The 24,236-nt window shown below is 64.0% G+C and carries 18 protein-coding genes; 10 read left to right on the top strand and 8 right to left on the bottom strand.

Translation table 11 applies throughout. The annotated features are described in order from the left end of the window. The first annotated feature begins 65 nt into the window (after positions 1-65). A complete protein-coding gene (locus tag ACIGJE_RS25190) occupies positions 66-719 on the top strand; it encodes an ABC transporter ATP-binding protein (protein WP_415085508.1) in 654 nt (217 codons plus the stop codon). Positions 720-726: 7 nt separating this feature from the next. After that, complete coding sequence (locus ACIGJE_RS25185; RefSeq protein ID WP_311933012.1) at positions 727-1,983, top strand: KpsE/RkpR family capsule polysaccharide export protein; 1,257 nt, start codon at positions 727-729, stop codon at positions 1,981-1,983. Positions 1,984-2,003: 20 nt separating this feature from the next. On the opposite strand, the gene ACIGJE_RS25180 is transcribed toward ACIGJE_RS25185, so the two are convergent. The 5 genes from ACIGJE_RS25180 to ACIGJE_RS25160 all read right to left on the bottom strand — a co-directional run bounded on the left by ACIGJE_RS25180 (position 2,004) and on the right by ACIGJE_RS25160 (position 12,269). Continuing rightward, a complete protein-coding gene (locus ACIGJE_RS25180; protein ID WP_415085510.1) occupies positions 2,004-5,618 on the bottom strand; it encodes a glycosyltransferase in 3,615 nt (1,204 codons plus the stop codon). A gap of 52 nt (positions 5,619-5,670) precedes the next feature. After that, a complete protein-coding gene (locus ACIGJE_RS25175; protein WP_415085512.1) occupies positions 5,671-6,981 on the bottom strand; it encodes a KpsE/RkpR family capsule polysaccharide export protein in 1,311 nt (436 codons plus the stop codon). Positions 6,982-7,071: 90 nt separating this feature from the next. Continuing rightward, a complete protein-coding gene (locus ACIGJE_RS25170; RefSeq protein ID WP_311933018.1) occupies positions 7,072-7,812 on the bottom strand; it encodes a class I SAM-dependent methyltransferase in 741 nt (246 codons plus the stop codon). A 271-nt stretch (positions 7,813-8,083) separates the two neighbouring features. Further along, positions 8,084-9,988, bottom strand: coding sequence for a glycosyltransferase family 2 protein (locus ACIGJE_RS25165; RefSeq protein ID WP_415085515.1), 1,905 nt, complete (start codon positions 9,986-9,988; stop codon positions 8,084-8,086). Positions 9,989-10,031: 43 nt separating this feature from the next. Then, complete coding sequence (locus ACIGJE_RS25160; RefSeq protein WP_415085517.1) at positions 10,032-12,269, bottom strand: glycosyltransferase family 2 protein; 2,238 nt, start codon at positions 12,267-12,269, stop codon at positions 10,032-10,034. Positions 12,270-12,684: 415 nt separating this feature from the next. On the opposite strand from ACIGJE_RS25160, the gene ACIGJE_RS25155 reads away from it, so the two are divergent. The 5 genes from ACIGJE_RS25155 to ACIGJE_RS25135 all read left to right on the top strand — a co-directional run bounded on the left by ACIGJE_RS25155 (position 12,685) and on the right by ACIGJE_RS25135 (position 18,268). Continuing rightward, positions 12,685-14,154: an ABC transporter substrate-binding protein gene (locus tag ACIGJE_RS25155; RefSeq protein WP_311933024.1), complete on the top strand. Its 1,470-nt coding sequence runs from the start codon at positions 12,685-12,687 to the stop codon at positions 14,152-14,154. A gap of 243 nt (positions 14,155-14,397) precedes the next feature. Further along, a complete protein-coding gene (locus ACIGJE_RS25150) occupies positions 14,398-15,534 on the top strand; it encodes a carbohydrate ABC transporter permease (protein WP_367625363.1) in 1,137 nt (378 codons plus the stop codon). Continuing rightward, positions 15,531-16,583, top strand: a complete 1,053-nt coding sequence (locus ACIGJE_RS25145) for a carbohydrate ABC transporter permease (RefSeq protein ID WP_483678957.1) — start codon at positions 15,531-15,533, stop codon at positions 16,581-16,583. Before ACIGJE_RS25150 ends, ACIGJE_RS25145 begins: the two co-directional genes overlap by 4 nt. Positions 16,584-16,585: 2 nt before the next feature. Then, a complete protein-coding gene (locus tag ACIGJE_RS25140; protein WP_394314920.1) occupies positions 16,586-17,635 on the top strand; it encodes an ABC transporter ATP-binding protein in 1,050 nt (349 codons plus the stop codon). Positions 17,636-17,857: 222 nt separating this feature from the next. Further along, positions 17,858-18,268 carry a carboxymuconolactone decarboxylase family protein gene (locus ACIGJE_RS25135; RefSeq protein ID WP_068293269.1) on the top strand — a complete coding sequence of 137 codons (411 nt, stop codon included), beginning with the start codon at positions 17,858-17,860 and terminating at the stop codon, positions 18,266-18,268. Between the two features lie 156 nt (positions 18,269-18,424). On the opposite strand, the gene ACIGJE_RS25130 is transcribed toward ACIGJE_RS25135, so the two are convergent. After that, positions 18,425-18,664: a BrnA antitoxin family protein gene (locus ACIGJE_RS25130; protein ID WP_367625366.1), complete on the bottom strand. Its 240-nt coding sequence runs from the start codon at positions 18,662-18,664 to the stop codon at positions 18,425-18,427. A 203-nt stretch (positions 18,665-18,867) separates the two neighbouring features. On the opposite strand from ACIGJE_RS25130, the gene ACIGJE_RS25125 reads away from it, so the two are divergent. Then, positions 18,868-19,866: a Gfo/Idh/MocA family protein gene (locus tag ACIGJE_RS25125; RefSeq protein ID WP_311933033.1), complete on the top strand. Its 999-nt coding sequence runs from the start codon at positions 18,868-18,870 to the stop codon at positions 19,864-19,866. 87 nt (positions 19,867-19,953) lie between these two features. Here the strand turns inward: ACIGJE_RS25125 and ACIGJE_RS25120 are convergent, their stop codons facing one another. Next, positions 19,954-20,238: a hypothetical protein gene (locus ACIGJE_RS25120; RefSeq protein ID WP_415085530.1), complete on the bottom strand. Its 285-nt coding sequence runs from the start codon at positions 20,236-20,238 to the stop codon at positions 19,954-19,956. A gap of 10 nt (positions 20,239-20,248) precedes the next feature. Then, positions 20,249-21,568 carry a 4-aminobutyrate--2-oxoglutarate transaminase gene (gabT, locus tag ACIGJE_RS25115; protein ID WP_311933036.1) on the bottom strand — a complete coding sequence of 440 codons (1,320 nt, stop codon included), beginning with the start codon at positions 21,566-21,568 and terminating at the stop codon, positions 20,249-20,251. Positions 21,569-21,890: 322 nt separating this feature from the next. Here gabT and ACIGJE_RS25110 point away from each other — a divergent pair, with 322 nt between their 5' ends. Beyond that, positions 21,891-22,907 carry a LysR substrate-binding domain-containing protein gene (locus ACIGJE_RS25110; RefSeq protein ID WP_483678956.1) on the top strand — a complete coding sequence of 339 codons (1,017 nt, stop codon included), beginning with the start codon at positions 21,891-21,893 and terminating at the stop codon, positions 22,905-22,907. Between the two features lie 146 nt (positions 22,908-23,053). Then, a complete protein-coding gene (locus ACIGJE_RS25105) occupies positions 23,054-24,142 on the top strand; it encodes a cell wall hydrolase (RefSeq protein ID WP_376717606.1) in 1,089 nt (362 codons plus the stop codon). The last annotated feature ends 94 nt before the right edge of the window (positions 24,143-24,236 follow it).

Below are 24,236 nucleotides of genomic sequence, written 5' to 3'. Positions count from 1 at the left end.
CTGATATGGTGTCACCGTCCGCGAGGGACGGGGCGTCAATCCTGGATGGCAGTTCTTCGGTCGACATGATTCAACTCAGCAATGTGACGAAGTACTACAAGGTCGAGAAACATCGAAAGATGATCCTCGACCGTGTCTCGATGATCTTCGATACATCCTATGCCTACGGCCTCATGGGCGTGAACGGGGCGGGGAAATCCACTCTGCTGCGGCTGATTGCGGGGACGGAGATGCCCAATGGCGGCAAGATCCGCCGCTCCGTCCGCATATCCTGGCCGATCGGATTTGGAGGCGGCTTTCATCCCGCCATGTCGGGCCGCGAGAACGTGCATTTCGTCGCCAGGGCCTATGGCGCCGACATTGCCAGGGCAGCCCGCTTCGTGGAGGATTTCTCCGAACTCGGCGACTATCTCGACGTGCCCATCAAGACCTATTCTTCCGGCATGGCGGCCCGACTTGCCTTCGCCCTGTCGATGGCGATCGAGTTCGACGTCTATCTCATCGACGAGATCATCGCCGTCGGCGATGCCAAGTTCCAGCTGCGCTGCCGCCAGGCCTTCGACGAGCGGCGCAAGAATGCCGGCCTCATCGTAGTCTCTCATTCGATGGGGACGATCTCGACCTTTTGCGACCGAGGCGGCGTCCTGGCGGATGGCCGGCTGACCATGTACCCGAACGTGCCCGACGCCATTGCCATGTACAACCGTTTGAACCGCTGACGGATCGATGAACGATATCCAGACTGAAATCGACGATCGGCAAAGCAGGTCGATCGAACGCGTGCGGTCCGTCTCGAAGGCGCTGTCCGATGCCTCGCGTCGTGCCCGTTTCTCCAGCCGGTCGAAACAGGCCTTCTATGGGGCACAGGGCCTGCGCCGGCGGGCGCGCGAGCGCATTATCCGCCTGGTTCTGCTCGTTCTCGTCGTGGTTCTGCCCAATATCGCGTCGATAGCCTATTTCGGCTTCATCGCTTCCGACCAGTATGAATCGATCGCCAAATTCACGGTCTCCAGCGGTGCCCTGCCCAAGATGGACGATCTCGGCTCGGCTACCGGCCTGCCGCCGATCGCGATCGTGCAGGATACGATGATCGTGGTGTCCTATGCCGAAAGCCAGGCCCTGGTGGCCAAGCTGCAGGACTCCATCGATCTGCGTAAATATTACAGCTCGGACAAGATCGACCGTTTCTCCCGCTTCAATGCGGCGTTGCCGATCGAGAAATTCACGAATTATTGGACACGGCGCTCCTCGGCTGCGGTGTCCATGCCGTCCGGTATCGTCACGCTCCGCGTGCGGGCGTTCAGCGCCGCGGATGCGAAGACGATCGCGACCGCAGTGATCCAGCAATGCGAGGCAATGATCAACCAGCTCAACGAGCGCATGTTCAAGGACACCGTCTCGGCGTCGGAACGGGATCTGCAGCTGGCCGGGGAGGCTCTCAAGACCACGCGCGTCGCCTATGAGAAGGCCCGTAACGCGGAAGGGATCTTCGACATCAAGGAAGAGAGCAAGAATCTGGGCACGCTCCTGACCCAGCTCGAGGGCCAGTTGCTGACGATGCAGTCGGAATATGCGACCCGCTCGGCCTATGTTGCCGCCGATGCGCCCCAGATGCGCTTGGCGGCCCAGCGGATCGCCTCGCTCAAGGAGCAGGTGAAGGGCGTGCAGAACCGCATCACCACGATGCAGCAGCAGGGCGACAAGGGCGCCCTGTCCCAGAAGCTCAGCCTCTTCGCCAATCTCGATCTCGAGCAGAAGATCGCGGAAAAACGCTATGCCCAGGCCTCGATCAGCCTGAACATGGCGCGCATCTACAGCGAACGTAAAATGCTCTATCTGCATACCGTGGAAATGCCGGCCGAGGCCGAGGAACCGCGTTATCCGCGCCGCTGGCTCAGTATCGGCGTGGTCCTGCTGGGCTCGATCCTGGCTTGGTTCATCTGTATCGGCCTGGTCGGGGTCATTCGTCGCCGGCTGGCTTGAGACGTGCCATTGCGCTGCGTTCAGCGCAGCGCAATGGCACGATAGAGATCCGCCAGTTCGCGGCCCTGGTCTGCAGCCCTGCGCAGGAGGCCTTGTGCTGGAGGGGATCCGGCCCGCCATGCCTCGGGATTGGCGTTCATCGCCCCCAGGATCTCGGTGAGCGCCGCATCGCTGGAGACATCGATGACCACGCCTTGCTCGGGCAGGCGGATGCATTCGCCGATCGCTCCCCTGTCGGAGGCCACCACGCGCAGGCCCAGCGAGGCCGCTTCGCGGGCGACCAGGCCGAAGCTCTCCGGCCAGACCGAAGGCGCCAGCACCGTGTCGAGCTCGGCATAGAGCGCCGCCACCTTTGACGGAGGGCAGGGGCCGCGCAGGAGAACCGGCGTGGCGCCCCAACAGGTGGGCAGGCGTTCATCCGGTGCGAGGGTGTGATCGATCATGGTCAGGGCCAGGCGCTCGAAACGGCCTTTGCGGAGAGCGGCCTCGACAAGGGTCGCGCCTTTCTGGATCGAGCGGCCACCCAGATGCCCAAGGGCGAGACGGCCGTCCGTTCTGCGGCGGCGCGGATGGAGCTCCAGCGCGGGCACGCCATTTTCCAGCGCCTCCGCTGTGACGATGCCGGCATCGCGATGGAGGGCGGCAAAGGACTGCGACACGGCGAGCACTGCCGCGGCCTTACCCAGGAGCGCGGCCAGTGCCTGGCGACGCGCGACCGACTGCGGCAGGCTGACCCCCTCGACGGCGCAGGTGTCGAACGGGTTCTCACCCGGCAGCCGCAGGATACCATCGCGATCGATGAAGAACTGGGAATCGCTGAGCCACCAGCCGTCATGGAGCGTGATGAGATAGGGGATCCCGGCCTGCTCCGCGGCTTCGACGATGGAAGCGCTGAGGCGCTGGATGCAATGGAAATGCACGATGTCCGGCTGGACGAGATCGAGCACTCGACGGAATTGCCTGCCGTGGTTCGGGTTGAAGGGCTGCCAGTCCCGCAGAGGGGCCGGTGGGACGGAAACCCGGAAGACCGGACGGCCTCTGTAGCTGTCACAGCTCAGGCTCTCATAGGGCAGGCGTCCCTCGTCGCTGGCGAAGATACTGACCTCGATATCCGGGCAATGATCGATGAGGTGATCGACATTGTCCTCCACCACGCGGGTAGCGCCGCCATGGCTTTGCGGTGCGAAGAAGACATTGCAGACCAGTACCTTGAGAGGCGATGATGACGACGGGGAGGTGCTTTCGCGTCCTGCGGGGGCGAAGGTCTCGGCCAGAATGGCGGCGCCCCTGTCGAGGGCGTAGCGCTGCCGGGCTTTCTCGCGGGCCCGGTTCCCGATGTCCAGCCGTAGTTCGGGGGAGTCGATCAGAGCCTTCAGGCAATCGCGCCATTCCTGCCCGTTTTCGGCCAGAAAGCCGTCGACGCCGTGCGACAGCACCTCGCGATAGGTGGCGGTGGCACTGACCACGGATGGCATGGCGCAGGCGGCGGCCTCCAGCCATTTGATTTCGCTCTTGCAGTCGGCGCTCCCTCCAGGCGAAAGCACGGCGAGATTGATGTCGCAGGCCTGCAGCACACTCCAATATTCGTCGATATCCTCGACGAAGCCGACCCGGGTGATCCGGTCGGCATGAACAGCGAATTCCGGCCCGAGCCGCAGATGACCGGCGACGACCAGGCGCAACTGCGGATAGTCGCGCAGGAGGTCGAGAAGAATGGGAGCAAGCTCCCGGGTGAAATCGAGATTATGCGCCTTGGTGCCTGATCCGTAGAACAAGGTCACCGGCTTGTCGGACGGCTGCAATTGGCGCCTGCGGGCGAGGAAGGCGTCGTTGCGCGCGTCGAGCCCGTTGGGCAGCACCAGCGACCTACCCAGGCGAACCAGCGGCTGCATGTGCCGGGCGAGCGCGGAGGTGGAGGCGATCGCCGTGTCGCACAGCCTCATGGCGAAGCGATGGAGCGGTACCCCGAGCTGGAGCTGAAGGTGCTCGTGCGGCGTGATCTGTCCCTCATAGGTCGACAGGTCCGGTGGGAAATAGCGGCCGTCGAACAGGAGATCATCGATTTCGTAATAGGTCGGCAAGCCGAGGGCGCGGGCATGCAGAATGGCTCGTTGCACGGCAGGCGTTGCGGTCACCCGATAGAACAGTGCGGCCTTGGCGCCGGCAAGAGCGGCAATGAACGCCTCGGCCTGTGTCTCGTCAAAGGCCTCGGCCTGCAAGCCGGCCTGTTCGAACTGGCGCAGTTTCTGCTCCACCCGATAGTGCCGGCATTGGCGCAGCTGCTGGTTGGCCAGAATGATGACGGTGCCCCCGGCTGGGAGCGGCAGTGCGGGCGGCAGGCGGTCGAGCGCGACGAGTGCCGCCTCAATGCCGGCGAGGGCGGCCTCGATCACGCTGTCGGCTTCCTTGCGCCTCCCGAGGGCGTAGAGCTCGAGCGCGCCGGCCTTGGCATGATCGAACCAGGCCTGAAGGGTGCGATGGACGCAGGCGAGGAAGTCGGCACGCTCGTTCCAGCGTTCCTGTTGTTCGCGCAGGACGTGCAGGGCCTGCTCGAAGGCGTTTTCGCCGATCAACAAGGCGATCGCTGCCTGCACGGCATCCCAGGGATGGTCGTCTCGCGCGATTGCCAGGCGGAAATCGGACAGGGCTTCGCCGGCGGATCGAGCCTGTCGGGCCTTGCCGCGCCGACAGAGCAGCGAGCCGTCGAACCCGGCCGCATCGCGTGCCTCGGCCTGGTCATAGGCTCGGGCCGCCAGGGCGAGACGGCCACGCCTGAGCTGAAAGTCTCCGATTGCCGCCAGGAGATCGAAACCGGCGATGTCGCCGACGTCTCCATTTGTCTCGAAGCCTCGTTCGAACAGGTGCGCCAAGGCCCCGGCACGATTGGCTATCCCGGCGCTTTCAGCCGGCGGCAGCCCCGCCCGATAGGCCTGCCAGGCGAAATCCGCGGGATAGCAGCGCCCCCCGAGATAGGGCTCCAGGAATGCGGTTTCGTTGGGCGCGCGGCCGGCCGAAACGCCTTCGGTGAGCCAGGTCCGGTAGAGCTCAGCCGCATCGGTTGCCTCGGCCCGGCCGTAGGTCTGGCGATAGAACTGCGGGTCGAAGCCGTGCTTGAAGCTGATCGGAGCGAGGCGCTCGATGCCACTCTCCACGAAGATGCGCAGCGCCTCGGCGCGCGACAGGGCGCTCGAGGGCAGCCAATCCAGGGCCATCGCCGTGAATTCGGGCGTGCGGAACAGAGCTGGCCAGGCGCCGGGAACGGCGTTCGTTCCGCCGGTCGGCATGTCGAGGAGGAAGGGGCGGCCTTCCTGCCTGCCATGCTCGAGAAAATGGCGGATGAACTGGTGGTCGTGCACGTAAGCGAGGGCAAGGTCCTCATTGAGGAGGCGATAGGCCGTGACGTCGAAGGCGGGTGGTAGCGGACCAAAGCGCCGCTCCCACTCCGCGATTGCCTCGCCGAGATTGCGTGGACGCCCTTCGCGTCGGCCATGCTCGACATAATGGGCCCACAGGCGCTCGGCACTGGGCAGGCCCTGCAGATCGGGATGATGGGCGGCGTAGAAGACAGGGTCGAAATCGGCTGCGATCGCCGGGCGTTCACGAAACGATTTCAGCAGGGACCTGAGCCGTTTCACCGACCGTGGCCTCCCACCCGCATGGCCGAACCGGAGTGCTGGTCGCCGCTGCTCACAGCCGATGGTCTTCCACGGACGCATAGGTGAGGGCGCCGATCGCCCAGATGATCAGCAGGGACAGGAAGAACATCAGGGGATAGACGAGGCGGTAGGGATATTTGGCGAATTCGGGCAGGCTTGGCGGCACGAACATGCTTAGATAGACGGCCTGTCTCTGTGCCCTGATCTCGGCGCGATCCAGCGCCGCCTGTGCCCGGGCGTATTTGCGTTCGTTGAGCAGGCGGTCGACGTCGAGCTCTTCATATTTGGCAAGCGAGGTGGCCAGGGTCTGGGAGTCGCTGCCGGTCAATTGTCCGCGCAACGCCGCGATCTGCTCATCCAGGGAGGCGATGCGATTGCGCAGGACGCGCAGGCTGGGGGCGTCGGGCTGAAGCTCGGCCGCCATCACCGCCTCGTCATTCTTCAGCTTCAGCCGTTCCGTCATCAGGGGCATCAGCAAGGTCGCGATCTGGGTACCCTGTTGGCTCGGATCGATCAGCGCGTCCTTGTTGCGAAAGTCCTGCAGCGCTTTGAGGCTGTCCTGCAACTGCTTGAAGACCTGGCGCGTTTCGGCCTCTGCGGCCTGGGTCGCGTCCCGCCGCGCCCGCTCCGACATGCGATTGATCAGCTTCTCGCTTTCGGCCAGCACGGCCTGGTTCAGCCGCAGGGCATCCTCGGCGCGAAAGGCGGTGACATCCACCGTGACGATGTTGGAGACGGGGTCGACATAGGCATCCACCTTGCGCTGCCAATAGTCGGTGAGTTCGTCGATCGAAGCTTTATTGGACAGGCGGGCGATGCGGTCCACTTCCGGACGCTGGAAGATCTCGCGGATGTTCAGTTGCGCGCCGATGTCATCGATGATGGCACGGCTGCGGATGTAGTTGGCAACGATATGCGCGTTCTGGGCGGTTGCTACGGGTATCATCGAGCTGCTCGTCGGGGTGGCCGCGGTTTCCGATTCGCCGCCCTTGTCCGACATTTCCGGCTCCATGGCCCGCACGGTAAAACGGGCTTCGGACTGGAACTGATCCGATGCGATGACGAAGAAATAGACGAACGCGGCGATGCTCGGGATGAGCACCAGCAGGACGAAACTCCACAGATAAGGCCTGGACTGGCGCGAACCGAGGTCGGGAACGGCTTCGGGCGAACGGGTATCGTCGACGACGGTGACGTCTGTGCTCCGCCCGCGGAACACCTTGGTGGCATTGGCGAACTGGCGCAAGGCGAGCCCGGTCCGCCTGGGCCGTTCCTCCGGGCCGGGGGGCGGCAGGAGCTCCTTGGCTTCGCCGTCCTTTTGCTGCTTCAGATCCGTTCTCATATCCAGATTGCGCTCATCCGCACCGTTATTCCTGTCCGATCGAGCCTGCCGCGGGCGCCGGCCTGCTCGAGGATCTCGGGATCGACCGTTCTATTTCCGCGCATAGATCGACATCGCCGGCCCGTAGCGATGGTCGGGATCCTCATCCTCCAAGGTGATGTGGGCAAAGCCGACCGCCCGCAGGGCGGCCAGCAAATCGTCGCGGTTGAGCCAGCGATGCCGATCCATGGGACCGCCGCAGAATTCGGCATGTTTGGCGGCACCGCGATAGGTTCGCGGATAGGTTCGCACGGCGATGCCGTGAAAATCCTGGACCTGCGGCTGGCGGGCGAAGACGGCTCGTCTCGGATCCGATGGCGGCATGAGTTCATCGTCCACGAAATGGGTCCAGAAATAGACCGCGTCGGTTCGCCTGGCGATCAGTTCGATCAGATGCAGCGGATCGTCGGCATGGTAGAGCACGCCGGACGCAACGATGAGATCGTAGGTTTTCTCGGTGTTCTCCAGCCATTTGACGAAATCGCCGAGCCAGATGCGCGACCGCGACAGGCCGAAGATCTCCTTGGTGATCAAACAGCGCAGAAAAGCCGACTGATTGGCCTCGACGGCATCGACCATGGCGCCGGCGCGTTCGAGCATGACGGTATGGCCGGCCTCCAGCGGTCCCAACTCCAGGACGACCTTGCCCTCGAGCGGGCCGTGCTGATTCATCATCCAGGCGATCCGCGGGTCCAGATAGGTCGCCAGCGGCCCGGCGCTAATACCCAGTTCCGGCGGAAAGCCACTGTTCCAACCCGGGATGACATCGACGGCGTTCTGATGGCTGGGCATCGAAACTACATAGCGATCAAATACTTTTAGCGATTTCTGCTCGGATAGGAATGCGGGAACCGATTGGCGCCGCAGCTTGCCAAGCCATCTCGATAGCATTTACTTTTCCAGTCGGCAGTGTTTCTCGATATGCCACTATGATGGCCCAGCCCCCATCTCTTCATAGCGCAATTCAGCATGGATGAGACCTTAAAATCGCTGCGCCGCAATATGTAGCCCGAAATTTATGTCCAAATAATCTACCTCGAGACAAAATCTCAAAAAACTGCACTCAACCGAGGGCCGCCCTATACCACTCCAGCGAGAGCGCGGGATGGAAGTAGGGGTCGTTCCTAAGTAGGTGGAGCCATTTCGAACGGAAATATCCTATCTCTTTTCTGTACAGCACCTCGGACGGCATCTTGTTGCTGCGCGAGGCGGACTCGTGATGGTGCAGTACCACGCACGGATCCAGCAAGGTTCGCCAGCCGCGCTCGTTGAGGCGCAGGCACAGATCGATGTCGTTCAGGTCGATCGGAAGATTGTGCTGGTCGAAGCCGCCGATGTCGCGAAACTTCTCGCGCGAGACCGCCAGGCAGGCGGCCGTGACCGCCGACAATTCATGCGGCAGGGAGAGCCGTCCGAAGAAGCCGGTATCGGTGCGTGGCAGGCGTCGCTCGAAATGGGCAGCCCGCCCGCCCATGCCGAGCACCACGCCGCCATGTTGCAGCGTATCGTCCTTGTAGAGAAGTTTCGCGCCGACGGCCCCGATGTCCGGTTGCCGGGCCCAGCCCGTCAGCCGGGACAGCCAATCGTCGGACAGGATCTCGGTGTCGTTGTTCAGGAAGACCAGCGTGTCACCGCGGGCCCGCCCTGCTGCCTCGTTGCAGATGGCTGCGAAATTGAAGGATCCGGGGCTGCGCAGGATGGAAAAGCGAGGGTCCTTCGTCACGTTCTCCAGATAGGCCAGGGTGTCCGGATCCCTGCTGCCATTGTCGATGATGACGACCTCGAAACGGTCCTGCGGGGTGCGGTCGAGCAGACTGCCGATGCAGGCCGACAACAGGTCGGCCCGATCCCGGGTCGGAATGATGATCGTCGACATCGGCGACTGCCCCCCGGCGAGCATGACGGCCGGGCTGAGCGGAGGAAGAGGAACGGCCGGGCTGGCATGCGGGGTGGCGAGCAGAATGCGGCGAACATGCACGGCCCGGACGAGGGCGTCGACGGGCGGACGAAACAGCAGGTCCTCGACCGTGGCGCCGGAGGGCATGACCTGACGCAGCCAATTGGCACGAGCGAACCAGGCCCGCCCGAGCAGCGCCGCATGGCGGGCGAGGACGGGGCTCCAGTCCGGCTTGAAGCGGGGCGTGCCGTCACATTCCTCGTCGCCATAATAAAGGGCTGCCGGGTCTTCGACGGCTCGCTGGGCAACGGCGGCCAGGGCGAAAGCGGTCAGCCGGTCGTCTGCCCGCAGGCCGATCACCAGATCATCCTCCGCGATCCCGTTCAGGAGGGGAGCAAGGGAGGTTTGGGGGGAAGCCCATGACAGGGCGATGCCCTTGAGTGGTTGGGAGGCGAGGAAGTCGTGCCACGCCGCCGCATGCTTCGATGGATCCCCGATGATGACGAGATGGAAACCTATGCCGAGGGCAGCCGGCGATGGCATGTCGAGGCCTGTCCACTCGATGGCGCGGCTGCGCTCGAGGCGCCAGGCCTCGTACATGGTGAGGGGCGTCGCCCCCAGCGCACGCCTGAGCCGGGTTTGCTCCACCTGCCGATTGCCGCGCATGCCGGCCCACAGCGCGCTCATGACCGCCTTGGGGTGGCGCCGTGCGCCTCTGGCCAACCGCCGGAACGGGCCGACGCGGCCAAGGCTCACCAGCCGGAACGCGAACGGGCCGGCCCAATCGACCGGCGACAGGTGCAGCTCGGTTGCATCGGACGGCAGGAAGCCGATCCAGCTTCCGCGGCCGAAGGACGGAGCGGGCAGCATCACTTCCTCCTCGCCGCCTGGGCGGACGATGCGCAGGATCGGCCGGGTCAGGGGGTCGAGCAGGCTGGCCTCGAAGACGAGGCGGACCCAACGCCCGGCCCATAGCCGCGCCGGCGCTTCGATCCTGAGCCAGGGCAGGCCACTTTGCGAGATGGTCCGGCCGTCCCGCAGGACGACATCGACGAGCGGCGTAAGCTTCATGCCGGCGGCCGTGCCTTGCGGGATTGGCGCCCGGTGATGACGGTCATGCTTGGTCGGCCTTGAACAGGAGGGACATGTCGGTTTCGCCGGAACCAGTCGGGATTGTCGTCCAGGAGCGCGGCGATGGCAGGCTTGGCGGCAGAATTTCTCGGGGGGTGGCCAAATGCCTGGAATACCAGGGGCTGTAAGCTGGATCCTCGAAGGCATCCGTATGATATTTTTGGCGCAAGGCCTCCTTTTCGCGTTGGAAGCGTTCCTTGTTCGCCTTGGTCTCGTCACTGCCCCGTGAGGCGGATTCATGATGGGTGAGGGTGGCGAAGGGCGTCCACACGGTCCGCAGGCCGGCGGCGGCTGCACGCAGGCAATAATCGACATCGTTATAGGCGATGGCAAAAGCCGTCTCGTCGAACTCGCCGACCCGGGCGTAGCATTGGCGCGAGATCAGCATGCAGGCGCCGGTGACGGCACTGAGCGTCTGGCGTACCTTGAGACGGTTCATCGGTCCCGACGAGTCCTGCGCTGCGTTGGCGTACCAATGGCCGGCCAGACCGCCGAGCCCGACGATGACGCCCGCATGCTGCAGCCTGCCGGTGGGATAGAGCAGGCGGGCACCGACGATGCCGGTTTGCGGATAGTCGAGGCAGCTCACCATTTCCTTGAGCCAGCCGGCGGCGGCGATCTCGATGTCGTTGTTGAGCAGCAGGATCGCCTGCCCCTTTGCTTCCCGCATGCCCCGGTTGACCTGGCGCGAGAAGTTGAAGGGCTCGGTTGTCATCACTGTCCGGAAGTTATCGTGCTGGCCACGCATGGTCTCGTAGAGCGACAGCGTCTGTGCGTTCGTGCTGCCATTGTCGACGACGATGATCTCGAAATCGGCATAGTCGGTGCGTTCATAGAGGTCGGCCAGCAGGCGGCCGATCAAAGCGGGACTGTCGCGATTGGGAATGACGATACTGACGGAGGGCCACCGGTGGCGATCGGGTACAAGTTCGACACGGTGAAGATCGGGTACCAGTGCCGGACCAACCGGCGCGGCGATGCCGTCGCTGGCATAATGCGCGGCCAGGGCCCGGCGGGCGTGGCCGACCGCCGTGGCCAGGTTGGCGTTGGAAAAGGACGTCCGGTGCCGCCGCCACAGATAAGCGGGGTAGGGCAGGTGGACGATGGTCTCGGCCGGCAGTCCCGAGAGATAGCGCAGCAGGAGTTCATAATCCTGCGAACCGTCGAAGCCGGCGCTCAGGCCGCCCAGCGCCTGCAGACGCTGGCGCCGATAGAGCGAGAGGTGATTGATGTAGTTGACCCCGGACAGCAGCACGGGGTCATAGGCGGGCTTGAAGAAATAGCCCGTCGGTTTCAGCTTGGCGTCGGTGATGGTTTCATCGGTATAGATGAACTGTGCGTCGGGATGGCGGCGGATGGTCTCGTTGAGATAGTCGAGGGCCAGCGGCGCGAGGGCGTCGTCATGGTCGATGAGGCCGACCCATTCCCCCTGCGCCGCGGCGAGGCCAAGATTGGTGGTGTCGGCAATGCCCTGATTGCGCGGATTGCGCAGGATGCGGATCCGGGGCTGTCCCTCCAGGCGTTCGAGCCAGGCGAGGGTAGCCCTGTTGCTGGATGCATCGTCACACAGGAGCAGTTCCCAGTTGCCGGCGCGCTGGCCGCGCAGCGAGTTCAGGAGGGTATCGAGAAAGGCGGTCGGCGTATCGCGAAGCGGAACCACGAAGGACAGCAGCGGTGCCGGCGGTCTTTCCTCGGATGGCTCCATCTGCCGAAGGCCGGCCTCGGCCAGATGCAGGACGGCCCGAAAATGCTCCTCCGGCGGGAGCTGGCGCGGAGGTGGCGGCGCTTTGGCCAATTCGTCGAGCTCGAGCAGATGCAAGTGGTCGGCGGCGGTGCCGAGCTGCCGGCGGAGCGAGGCCAGGGAGCGGGCCGTGCGGATGTTCAGGGTGAAGCTGCCCTGCTCCCCGTTCGCCCCCGGATAGTCCTCGCAGGGGTCGAAGCGCACGCGACGGAAGCCTTTGATGCCGCTGGTCCGGAAGGCATAGACGCCGTGACGCGCCGCCGGCAGCGGCAGTACCTGTTCGGGCCGAAAACCATAGCCGGTATCGATGTAAAGGTGCGGTTCGAGCTCTGGGCCGTTCGAAATGACTTCGATGGCGACATATCTGGCGGGCCAGGGGCCGAGCTTGAAGACGAAGTGAGGATCGACCTCGCATACGCTCCATTGCGACGCTCCGACGCGAACCAGCCCCTTATGGCCTTTCATCAAGGGCGCAAACACGATGCCGCTTCCTCACATGGCCAGTCATTCATCACGAACCGGGGAGACATGTCGTCGTTGGTCTTTAGGCTCTTGCGGTCATCCGCGACTAAACCGGGAGATTACAGTAGAGGAAATAACGCGAGAATATTGAAAGATAAACTGTACTGTCCCTTGCGGCAAGGAGCCGGAGAGGTGAACTTGACGGGCAGGTAAACAATGCTTTCATCGACGGTATAGCGTTCAAGAACTCATCGCCGATCCTATAGCTGATTCTGGAATAAAAGCGATCTTCCAGTCAATGATCCGACATTTGACGTTTTCTCAGCGCCGGTGCCATAATCGGCTCGCGATGTCCGGCTGCAGGGATGTACTGGCGTGAATGCAGCGCCTGACATCGGCATAAAAACACAAAAACGACATTTGGGAGGGATGAATGGCTTCGAAAGGCGGAGTTGTTGGCGCCGCGTTGATGGCTGCGGCGCTCGCGGGAGCGGCGCTGCCGGCCAAGGCGGGCGAATTCGATGGCGTCACCGTCAACATCATGACGCAGACGGGCGCCATCCAGGAGCCGCTGCAGCGGCGCGCGCCGGAATTCGAGAAGCTGACGGGCGCCAAGATCAACGTGATCGCGGTGCCCTTCTCCGATCTCTACCAGAAGGTGCTGACCGATTGGGCGAGCGGCACCAATTCCGTGGATGCGGCCGTGTTCGCGCCGCAATGGATGGTGGACTATGTCGCCGGTGGCTATCTCGAGGACATCGGCGGCCGGGTCGCTAAGGACAAGGCAATTGCCTGGGACGATATCGCCCCTTTCTTCCGCGACTTTTCGTCGAGCTATGGCGGCAAGACTTATCTGGTGCCGTTCGATGGCGATTTTCACATGCTCTATTACCGCACCGATATCTTCGACAAGGCAGGGCTGAAACCGCCGACGACCTGGGACGAATATCTGGAAGCGGCCAAGAAGCTGAACGGCATGGAGGTCGACGGCCAGAAGGTCTATGGCTCCTGCATCGCCAAGAAGCGCAACGCCCAGAGCTATTGGTTCGTCACCGACGTGGTCGGCTCGATGACCCAGTCGAAGGGCACGTCACAGGGCACCTTCTTCAACACCAAGGACATGACGCCGCTCGTCGATAACGAGGCTTTCCGCAAGGCGCTGACCTTCCTCAAGGAATCCGGCAAGTATGGCCCGCCGGACGAATTGAACATGGACGTGTCGGACACCCGCCCGCTGTTCACTTCCGGCAAATGCGCCCTCAATCTCGACTGGGGCGATGTCGGCGTGCTCGCCATCGATCCCGCGACCTCCAAGGTGATCGACAAGACGGGCGCCACCATCATGCCGGGGGCCAAGCAGGTGCTGAACTGGGACACCGGCAAGCTCGAAGCCTGCTCCAAGGAGACCTGCCCGAATGCCATCGACGGCGTGAACCATGCGCCCTATGCCGCCTTCGGCGGCTGGAGCGGCGGCATCAACGTCAAGGCCAAGGACAAGGTCAAGGATGCGGCCTATGCCTTCTTCTCCTATATGAGCGCGCCGGCCCAGTCGAATGTCGACGTCACCATCGGCAAGACCGGCTTCAACGCCTATCGCACCTCCCAGCTCAGCTACAACGACGGCTGGAAGAAAGCCGGCATGAGCGAGAAGGCGGCGGCCTCCTATCTCGGTGCCATCAAGGACAGCCTCAACAGCCCGAACATGATCCTGGACCTGCGCATCCCGCAGAACCAGAAATATCAGCAGGTGGTGCTGGATGAGGCGATCGCCCGCTTCCTGGCCGGCGAGATCGACGAGGAAGCCACCGTCAAGGCGGTCGCCGATGGCTGGAAGGACCTCAACGACCAGATCGGCACCGAGGACCAGCTGAAGTTCTACAAGAACACGCTGGGCGCGAAATAGGGGGCTACCTTCCTCCTGGAGGGGGAGGGGCGAACGAAGTCCGGGGTGGGGTGAAGAGACGCTTCGTTCTGGCAAGACGAGCGAGGCTGCAGAACGCCCTTCGCCGCGAAAAAGTCACCCCACCCCGACGCTGCGCGTCGACCCCAGGCCATTCAAGAGGAATGGCCGATCCCTCCAGGGGAGGGTAAAGAGCGGCGCCATCTCAAAACCGGTTGAATCTCAAAACGACGCGTTGAGAAAAATATGGCCGTCAACCTCTCCATCCCCGATGAAACCGACCGGCGGGAGCGTCTCTCTCAATGGGTCGATCGCCATTCCGGCCGCATCATGGTGCTGCCGGCGGTGCTCATCCTCCTGGCTTTCGCCATTTTTCCGCTGGTCGCCTCGGCCTATCTGTCGCTGTCGCGCTTCAAGCTCGCCGGCGGCAGCTTCACGCTCACCTTCATCGGCTTCTACAATTATCTGCGCCTGTTCCTCGGGGCCCAGCAATATCACTTCCTCGGTACGCTCAAGGTCTTCGGCCTTCTGGAATGGCTGCTCTTTGCTGCGGCTCTCGCTTTGCTCGCGCTGTGGCTGGTGCGTTTTGCCCGCGACGGCTTCACGCTCTTCGGTTTCCTCGGGCGGCTGATCACCGCCGGCCTGGTCGCCGGCATCGTCTATGTCGTGCTCGCCACCACGGTGGCCGGCGGCATTCCCGGCACGCTCCTGAACACGCTGCTCTATGTCGTGGTGGGGGTCTCAGTCCAGTTCCTGATCGGTCTCGGCCTGGCGCTGCTCTGCGCTCAGCCGATCCGGGCCCGCAGCTGGTTCCGCGTGATCTTCTTCATTCCGGTGATGGTGACGCCGGTGGGCGTCGCCTACATCTTCCGCATGCTGGCCGACATGCAGAAGGGACCCTTCGCCCCGCTCAGCCAGCTCTTCGGTGTCAGCCAATGGTCCTGGGCCACGGAAGCCTGGTCGGCGCGGCTGATGGTGCTGGTCGGCGATACCTGGCAGTGGACGCCCTTCATGTTCATCGTGCTCCTGGCGGCGATCGAGAACCAGCCGCGCGACCAGCTCGAGGCGGCCCATCTCGATGGCGCCGGCCCCTGGCAGATCTTCAAGGACATCACCTGGCCGGCAATCGCGCCGGTGGCGGCCACGGTGGTGCTGATCCGCCTGATCGAAGCCTTCAAGATCATCGACATGCCGAACGTGCTCACCGCCGGTGGCCCGGGCCTGGCGACGGAATCGCTGACCCTGCATTCCTTCATCGCCTGGCGGACCCAGGATTTCGGCGGCTCGGCGGCGGTCGGCTACCTGCTCCTGTTCGTGTCGACGATCACCTGCGTCTCCTTCTTCAATTTCGTGGTGCGACCCAGCCGGAGGTATCAGGGATGAGTGCAACTCCTGATGATCGTCCCTTGCTGCGCCGCCTGTTCGAGCGCCGCAGCCTGGAGGAACTGGCCCCGATCCCGAAGGTCTTGACCTATGCCGCGCTCGTGGGCTGGACCTTCGTGGTGCTCTTCCCGCTCTATTGGGTGCTGGTCACCTCGCTCAAGGTGCAGATCCAGGTCGATGCCGGCCCCTATTACCTGCCCTTCGTCGACTTCCAGCCGACGCTGGATGCCTGGAACTTCATGCTGTTCCAGAACAACACGCTCTGGCCCTATGTGAACTCGATCATCGTGGCGCTGGTGAGTACCGTCCTGGCCCTGATCATCGGCTCGCTCGCCGCCTATGCCCTGGTGCGCATCCGCTTCCAGGTCAAGCTCGCGGCGATCATCGCCTTCATCGTCCTGGCCGCCGGCGTCATCGTCGCCGTCTCCGTGTTTGCCGTGCCCTGGCCGGCAGCGGTGGTGGCGGCCCTGGTGCTGTTCTTCATGATCCTCGGCACCATCGGCCGGCGCTTCAAGGCGGCGCTCGGCAACAACGACATCGAGTTCTGGATGATCTCCAACCGCATCATGCCGCCGATCGTGGCCGTGCTGCCGATCTATGTGATGTTCCAGAACCTCAAGCTGCTCGACACCCAGATCGCGCTGATCTCGACCTATACCGCCGTCAACCTGCCGATCGTGGTCTGGCTGACGCGCGATTTCTTCGCCGGCATTCCGCTGGACCTGGAAGAGAGCGCCGAGATCGACGGCGCTTCCAAGCTGCGCGTGTTCTTCACCATCGCTTTGCCGCTGGTGCGCTCGGGACTGGCTGCCACCTTCATGCTGGTGCTGATCCTGGCCTGGAACGAATATCTCCTGGCCCTGTTCCTCTCCAATGCCAATGCGCAGACCATGCCGGTGCTGGTCTCCGCCCAGAACACCACGCGCGGCCCGCAATGGTGGTACATGTCGGTGCTGATCGTCATCATGATCGTGCCCGTCATCGTGATTGCCGCATTCCTGCAAAAGCATATTGCGCGAGGCCTGATGGTCGGCGCCGTCAAGGGTTGAAGATGCAAGTCACGCTCAACAACGTCCACAAATCCTTCGGCGCCGTCGACGTGGTCAAGGGGCTCGACCTCGAAGTCAGGGATGGCGAGTTCCTGGTGCTGCTGGGCGCCTCCGGTTCCGGCAAGACCACGGCCCTGCGCATGATTGCGGGGCTGGAGACGGTGACCTCCGGCTCGGTGCGGATCGGCGAGCGCGACGTCACCCATGTCCTGCCGAAATATCGCGACATCGCGATGGTGTTCCAGTCCTATGCGCTCTATCCGCACAAGACGGTGTTCGCCAACATCGCCTATCCCCTGACGGTGCGCAAACGCCCCAAGGCCGAGATCGAGGCGGCGGTGAAGGACGTGGCCCGCCAGGTCCAGCTCGATCATCTGCTCGACCGCCTGCCGCGGCAGCTCTCCGGTGGCCAGCGCCAGCGCGTGGCGCTCGCAAGGGCCATCATCCGCCGCCCCGCCGCCTTCCTGATGGACGAGCCCCTGTCCAATCTCGATGCCAAGCTGCGCGGCCATATGCGCGCCGAACTCAAGCACATGCAGCACGAGCTCGGCATCACCACCATCTATGTCACCCATGACCAGGTGGAGGCGATGACGCTGGCCCATCGCGTGGCCCTGCTCGACAAGGGCGTGCTGCAGCAACTGGATACGCCGGCCAACATCTACAACCGGCCCGCCAACCTCTTCGTCGCCGGCTTCATCGGCTCGCCGCCGATGAACTTCCTGGAGGGAGAGCTGAAGGAAGGGCGCTTTTCCTCCGAGGCCGGCGGCTTCGGCACCACCAACACCAGTTCGACGTCACGGGCGGTTGCCGGCATCCGGCCCGAGGATTGCCGGGTGACCGAGCCGGATCTCGGCAAGTTCGCCGGCGAGGTCTTCGCCATCGAGCTGATCGGCGATCATTCGCTGGTCACCTGCCGCTGCGGGGCGGCCAGCGTGACGGTGAAGGTCGACAAGGAGTTCCAGCGCGAGATCGGCGAAAAGGTCGGCATCGGCTTCGACGACAGGGCCCTCCACCTCTTCGATGGCGAGAGCGGGGAGAGGCTGGGGTAGGTCGTGGATGGTTGGAGTGGTTGGAGCGCGCGAGTGTAACTATCTGATATCGCGATTGAAACGCTACCTTTTGTCATGCCCGGTCTTGACCCGGGCATCCAGGTGCCGAGGGCTCACTGTGCTGAAAAGAGACTGGGTTGCCGGGTCAAGCCCGGCAATGACAAATGTCGCGCTAGGGTTTGTATAGTTACGCTACGCGCGCAATCTGCACAGGAGTACAAGATGGCCACCGTAAGACTTCTCAGCGACGACGAGGTCGCTGCCAACCCGGCCGCGAAGGCGGTGTTCGACGACATCAGGGCGACGCGCAAATCCGATTTCGTCAATAATTTCTGGCGCGGCCTCGCCAATGATCCGGTGCTGCTGAAACGCACCTGGGAAGAGGTCAAGGCGGTGATGGTGGGCGAGGGCGCGCTCGATCCCCTCACGCGCGAGCTGATCTATATCGCGGTCTCCACCGCCAATTCCTGCCAATATTGCGTACATTCCCATACGGCGGCCGCGCGGGCCAAGGGGATGGATGACGCGCAATATGGCGAACTGCTCGCCATCATCGGCCTGGCCGGCAAGACCAATCATCTGGTCACGGCCATGCAGATTCCGGCCGATCCCGAGTTTCTGGTGACGGGCTGAGATCGCGTTTTCAGCCGTCGTTCTCAGCATTCAGCTCGTCCGGCCGAAGACCGGGCTAAAGCGTTTTGCGATTTGACCGAGTCACCGGGAATCGCAAAGACGCGTCGAACCAAAGAGTTAGAGTAAAAAAGCGTTTTCGTGAAAACGCGTTTTGCTCTAGTGATCCACGCCGGAAGCCTCCCGCAGGATCGCATTGATGCGGTCCTGCCACCCGGGTCCATCAGCCTGGAAGTGCTCCAGCACGTCGCGGTCGATCCGCAGCGAAACCAGTTCCTTGGCATTGGGCAGAGCCGGTCGTGGCGCGGCCGCCGCCGGTGCCTTGGGTGCTGCGGGCTTGAAGACGGCCTCGGCATTCTTCCAAGGATCGCCCGGGCGGCGTGTTCGGTTGTTGCTCATGGCTAAAACTATTTCTTGGGCTGAAACTATTTCTGTTGCCGAAGGATCGGATCTGTCTATCTGCCGCCAATTCGCAGGTCGAGTCCATAGCTGGCACCGATGGGGCGGCGCCACCTGCAACGGCAGGTCTTTCCTCCCGTCCCTGGCCATGCCAAGAATGAGTCGAATCCATATGTCGGACTTATTCTCGGGAGCGAATCGCGATGGCCAAGACGCGCTGGGGCATCCTTTCAACGGCAAAGATCGGCACGGGCAAGGTCATTCCAGGCATCCAGCGGGCGAAGGGCGCGGAAGCGGTCGCCATCGCTTCGCGCGACCTGGCCCGTGCCGAGGCCGTCGCCAAGGAGCTCGGTATTCCCAAGGCCTATGGGTCCTATGAAGCCCTGCTGGCCGACCCCGATATCGATGCCATCTACAATCCGCTGCCCAACCACCTCCATGTGCCTCTCACCCTGCAGGCCGTGGCGGCGGGCAAGCATGTGCTGTGCGAGAAGCCGATCGGCCTGACGGCCCAGGATGCGGCGCAGCTCCTGGTGCTGCCGCGCGACCGGCTGGTGATGGAAGCCTTCATGGTGCGCTTCCATCCGCAATGGCTGCGGGCGAGGGAGGCCGCGCGCTCGGGCGAACTCGGCGAGGTCAGGGCCGTGCAGGCCTTCTTCTCCTATTACAATGTCGATCCCGCCAATGTCCGCAACCAGCTCGACATCGGCGGCGGCGGCATCCTCGATATCGGCTGCTATCCCATTGTCGCCGGCCGCTTCATCTTCGAGGCCGAGCCAAGGCGGGTGGTCGCCCTGGTCGATCGCGATCCGGCGACGGGCGTCGACCGCCTCGCCTCGGCCATCCTCGATTTCGGCGAGGGGCGCCGCACCGAGTTCACGGTGTCGACGCAGCTCACCCCGCTGCAGCGGGTCGACATCGTCGGCACCAGGAAGCGCTTCGAGATCACCATTCCCTTCAACGCACCGCAGGCCGAGGCCGTGACCGTCTATACCGACGACGGCTCCAGGCTCGGCGACGCCTCGGCGGTGGCCGAGACCATCGCCCCGGTCGACCAATATGCCGAGGAGGTCGATGCCTTCTCTGCCGCCATCCGCGGCGAGATCACGCTGCCCTATGGTCCGGCCGACGCCGTGCAGAACATGAAGATCATCGATGCGCTGTTCCGCTCGGAAAAGAGCGGCGCGTGGGAGGCGGTGTGAGGATATTGGGGGGCTGGTCTTCAGACCAGCCTGCAGGCGCCAAGCCGGTGCGGTATAAGGCGGGTCTGAAGACCCGCCCCCCGAATGTCACCATCGTCTTTGCGAAGAGGGAATCTGCCTGAGATTGCAGATCTGCGTGCGCGTGCGGATCGGGCGGCCCTGATAGCGCGAGCCGGGCCGGTACCAGCGGCAGCCATACCAGGGCGGGCGCCGCGTCGTCGTCTCGATATGCACCGATCCGTAGCGGCGGTTGGAGAAATCATGGCCGCCGATGAAGACGTTCCTGCCGAAGCGGACTTCGGCAAGAGCAGTCCCGCCGGCGCTGAGGAGCGCCAGCAGGATGGTGACGGCGAGGAGCCGGAAACGGCCCATCGCGACAGGCTTACTTGGTGCCGAGCAAAGCGGCTTCGAGGATGTCGAGGCCTTCCTTGAGCACCTTGGGCTGGATGGTGAGCGGGGCGAGCAGGCGCACCGTTTCGCCATAGACGCCGCAGGTGAGGATCATCAGGCCGCGCTCGAGGCATTCGGCGGCGAGAGCCTTGGCCGCCGCGGGATCGGGCTCGTTGCCGCCATGGCTGGTGACGAGCTCGAAAGCCGTCATGCCGCCCAGGCCTCTGATATCGCCGATCGGGCGCCCGGTCTTCTTGCGCTTGATCGCCTTGAGGCGCTTGAGGATGAGCTCGCCCTGCTTGGCCGACTTGTCGAGCAGGTCCTCGGCCTCGAAGGCCTCGAACACGCCGAGCGCGGCGGCGCAGGCCACCGGGTTGCCGGCATAGGTGCCGCCGAGACCGCCGGGCTCCGGTGCATCCATGATATCGGCCTTGCCGACGATGCCGGCCAACGGGAAGCCGCCGGCCAGGCTCTTGGCAGTGGTGATCAGGTCGGGCTCGACGCCGGAATGCTCCATCGCGAACCACTTGCCGGTACGGCCGAAGCCGGTCTGGATCTCGTCGGCGACCAGGAGGATGCCGTGCTCGTCGCACAGGGCGCGCAGGCGCTTGAGGAATTCCGGCGAGGCGATGTAGAAGCCGCCTTCACCCTGCACCGGCTCGATCACGATGGCGGCGACGTTCTTGGGATCGACATCCGTCTTGAACAGCCACTTCAGCGATTCGAAGGTGTCCTCGACCGAAATGCCCTTGTGCTCGATCGGATAGGGCACGCGCCAGACGCCGCCGGGGAAGGGGCCGAACTTGGTCTTGTAGGGCACGACCTTGCCGGTCATCGCCATCGCCAGCAAAGTGCGGCCATGGAAGGCGCCGTTGAACACCACGACGTCGGAGCGGCCGGTATGGGCGCGCGCGATCTTGATGGCGTTCTCGACGGCCTCGGCGCCGGTGGTGACCAGCATCACCTTCTTGGGGCCGGAGATCGGTGCGATCTCGATGAGCTTTTCTGCGACCTGCACGGCCGGCTCATAGGGCGTCACCATCAGGCAGGTATGGGTGTAGCGCTCGAGCTGCTCCTGCACCCGCTTCATCACGGTCGGGTGGCGGTGGCCGGTGTTGAGCACGGCGATGCCGCCGCCGAAATCGATGAAGCGGCGGCCTTCCACATCCCAGATCTCGGAGTTCTTGGCCTTGGCGGCGAAGACCGGCTGGCCCGCGCTCATGCCGCGCGTGAAGACGCTGGCGCGCCTTTCCAGAAGGTCCTCCGTCTGGGTGCGGTTGGCGCCATGCGCCTTGGTGGCGGGTGCATTCATGGATCGAACTCCGATTGCTTGATCAATGCGCTGTGGGCGCATGCTATGGCGCTGTGCGACCGGCTCGTCAATCTCCGTGCGGGACCATCGACGGGCTGTTGTCCGATCGGTTCGGAGCCTTTCCGTGACGACGCTCTTGGATTGCGGCTGATCAGGCGCTTGGGGCGAATCCTGCCACGTCTTGCCGCAAGGCGGCAGGTGCTTTATGCCTGCCGCGGTGGTGCGGATTTGTAACCACTGAAACCTTGAGGCACCAGTCACCCGGCGCATGGCCGCAGTCGGGGCTGCGGGGCAGGATCGGGCATGGAAAGGGCGTGGCGCGGTGACGGGTCCAGGCAACAGGCCTTCGAGCGAAGCTGCATCCGGCACCAAGGAGGAGGATGCCGGCGATGGCGCCGGGTCGGCTTTCGGCGGCCGGCTGCCGCCTTTATCCATGCTCCGGGCCTTCGAGGCGGTCGGGCGCTTTTCATCCATGCGCAAGGCCGGCGAAGCGCTCGGTGTCAGCCATACCGTGGTGTCCCGGCATGTGCGCCACCTGGAAGCCTGGTTCGATCTTCAGCTTGTCACCTCCGGGGCGCGTGGCGTCAGGCTGACCAAGGCCGGTGCCCGGCTGTTCGAAGTGACGACTGCGGCTTTCGGTCAACTCGCCGAAGTCACCATGGAGCTGCGGCCGGCCCAGCGCCTGCGCGGCCAGTTGCGGCTGTGGTGTGCGCCGGGCCTGGCGGCCCGCTGGCTCACGCCGCGGCTCGATGCCCTGCAGGCCGTGCTGCGGGATACGATCATCGTGGTACGCGCGACTTCGGACCAGCCCGATTTCGCCCGGCATGAAGCGGATGCCGCCATCATCTTCGCCGAGGAGGCGCCGGCATCGCCTGTGACGGCTGCGCTGCTCCAGCGCGTGCGCATCTTTCCCGTCGCCAGCCCGGCCTGGCTGGCGACGCAGGCGCCGATTGCGAGCCTCGCCGATCTTGCCGGCCAGAAGCTCATTCATGAAGACAATGCCAGCCAATGGCATCGCTTCTTCCGTCTCGCTGGCTACCGGGCCGCCACGCTGAAGGGGCCGTGGCTGTGGTCGGCCTCGTCGACCCATGACGCCGCCCTGGCGGGCCAGGGTGTGGCGCTGTCGACCAGCCTGCAGGCGGATGGGGACATCGCAGCGGGACGGCTGGTCGAACTCCTCGACACCGACGTCTCGCTGGGCGGCTATTGGCTGATCGCGCCCGAAGCACGCTGGCGCCATCGCACCATATCGACCCTGCTCAAATGGCTGCGCCAGGAAATCGGCGAGCGGGCCCCAGTGCTTGAGCCCGTTAACCAAAGGGCGCTTCCGACCCCCTAAAAGTGTTGCAAATCGGGCACGGCTGGCAAGATTCGGGTAACCATCCCGTTAAAAAGACACCCGTATGGAGAAGTTTTGCAGGCTCGTTGCAATTCCGCCACAAAAATGATTACCGGTCGTTAACTTTCTCAACGCACAACGAGCGCATGAAGACACGAACCCTCACATCTGCCCTGCGTTTCCTCGCGATTGCGGCGGTCACCTCGGCTCTTGGCGGCTGCGCCCTCTTTTCGACCTCGCGTGTGGCCAGCACCACGAATGAGCGTGAGTGTCTGGCACGTGCCATGTATTTCGAATCCAACCGATCCAGCGATGACGGCATGCTCGCCGTCGGCACGGTGGTGATGAACCGCGTCGAGTCCGGCAAATATCCGCGCTCGATCTGCGGCACGGTTGGCCAGCGTGTGCAGTTCGCCCCGGGCGTGCTGACCAAGAAGATGAACGATTCCGGCCGCGAGCGCGCCTTCCGCATCGCCGATGCGGTGATCAGTGGCAAGCGCTATCCCGGCATGTCGAAGAACGTGCATTTCTTCCATACGGCCGGCTACACCTATCCCTATAACAACATGCATTATGTGGCCGTTGCCGGCGGCAATGCCTTCTACGAGAAGCGCCGCCGCGGTGGCGATGCGCCTTCCGCTCCGCCGGTGATGGTGGCCCAGGCCGAGATGCCGCCGCTGCCGACGACGGTGGCCGCCGCCGAGCCGATGCCCTCGCCGCAGCCGCGCAGATATTCGCGGCCTGCCACCCGGCCTCTGCCGACCGTGGCCTATCAGGATGCCGCTCCGCAGGCCGATCCGGTCATCGACATCCTGCCTCCGACCCGTCCCCGTTTGAGCCCGGCCAAGCGCCGTGCCGTGCCTGACGTGCAGGTTGCCCAGAATGATCCGGATGCCGGCATGGTGCCGGAGGCATTGCCGCCGGTGCGTCCGCGCGGTTCCGTCGGCAAGGTGCATCTGGGCGCAGCCCAGCAGGATGGTTCCCACATCGCTTTGCCGCCGGCCCGTGGCAACGCGCAGCCGCAGTTCAACTTCCAGCAGGGACCGTCCGGTGTCGAGGCATCGGCGCCTGTGGCCAAGCCGCGGCGGCCCATGGTCGCCCAGTCGCGCACCGTACCCACGGTCCGTATCCAGCCCGAGACCGTACAGGCGGATATGGGCGGCATGCCTGAGCCGGCACCCCAGCCCAGGACCAACAAGAGGCGTTCGAGCCTGGAGCCGGAACCACTGTACTGATCGGCTTGCATCAGAGATGACGCCCTTCCGGATTTGAGGGAGGGCATTCGAAGGGCGGATGAGGGGGTCTCTCCGCCCTTTTTCTTTGCCTGGA

The sequence above is a fragment of the Labrys sp. E2SS-1L genome, from assembly GCF_057073705.1.
Note: the sequence above shows the minus strand (reverse complement) of the source record. Positions and strands in the feature narration are given on the sequence as shown.

What these genes read in the sequence shown, in the direction of transcription:
- ACIGJE_RS25190 (WP_415085508.1), top strand. Translation starts at nt 66, where the DNA reads ATGATTCAACTCAGCAATGTGACGAAGTACTACAAGGTCGAGAAACAT.
- ACIGJE_RS25185 (WP_311933012.1), top strand. Translation starts at nt 727, where the DNA reads ATGAACGATATCCAGACTGAAATCGACGATCGGCAAAGCAGGTCGATC.
- ACIGJE_RS25175 (WP_415085512.1), bottom strand. Translation starts at nt 6,981, where the DNA reads ATGAGAACGGATCTGAAGCAGCAAAAGGACGGCGAAGCCAAGGAGCTC.
- ACIGJE_RS25170 (WP_311933018.1), bottom strand. Translation starts at nt 7,812, where the DNA reads ATGCCCAGCCATCAGAACGCCGTCGATGTCATCCCGGGTTGGAACAGT.
- ACIGJE_RS25165 (WP_415085515.1), bottom strand. Translation starts at nt 9,988, where the DNA reads ATGAAGCTTACGCCGCTCGTCGATGTCGTCCTGCGGGACGGCCGGACC.
- ACIGJE_RS25155 (WP_311933024.1), top strand. Translation starts at nt 12,685, where the DNA reads ATGGCTTCGAAAGGCGGAGTTGTTGGCGCCGCGTTGATGGCTGCGGCG.
- ACIGJE_RS25150 (WP_367625363.1), top strand. Translation starts at nt 14,398, where the DNA reads ATGGCCGTCAACCTCTCCATCCCCGATGAAACCGACCGGCGGGAGCGT.
- ACIGJE_RS25145 (WP_483678957.1), top strand. Translation starts at nt 15,531, where the DNA reads ATGAGTGCAACTCCTGATGATCGTCCCTTGCTGCGCCGCCTGTTCGAG.
- ACIGJE_RS25140 (WP_394314920.1), top strand. Translation starts at nt 16,586, where the DNA reads ATGCAAGTCACGCTCAACAACGTCCACAAATCCTTCGGCGCCGTCGAC.
- ACIGJE_RS25135 (WP_068293269.1), top strand. Translation starts at nt 17,858, where the DNA reads ATGGCCACCGTAAGACTTCTCAGCGACGACGAGGTCGCTGCCAACCCG.
- ACIGJE_RS25130 (WP_367625366.1), bottom strand. Translation starts at nt 18,664, where the DNA reads ATGAGCAACAACCGAACACGCCGCCCGGGCGATCCTTGGAAGAATGCC.
- ACIGJE_RS25125 (WP_311933033.1), top strand. Translation starts at nt 18,868, where the DNA reads ATGGCCAAGACGCGCTGGGGCATCCTTTCAACGGCAAAGATCGGCACG.
- ACIGJE_RS25120 (WP_415085530.1), bottom strand. Translation starts at nt 20,238, where the DNA reads ATGGGCCGTTTCCGGCTCCTCGCCGTCACCATCCTGCTGGCGCTCCTC.
- gabT (WP_311933036.1), bottom strand. Translation starts at nt 21,568, where the DNA reads ATGAATGCACCCGCCACCAAGGCGCATGGCGCCAACCGCACCCAGACG.
- ACIGJE_RS25105 (WP_376717606.1), top strand. Translation starts at nt 23,054, where the DNA reads ATGAAGACACGAACCCTCACATCTGCCCTGCGTTTCCTCGCGATTGCG.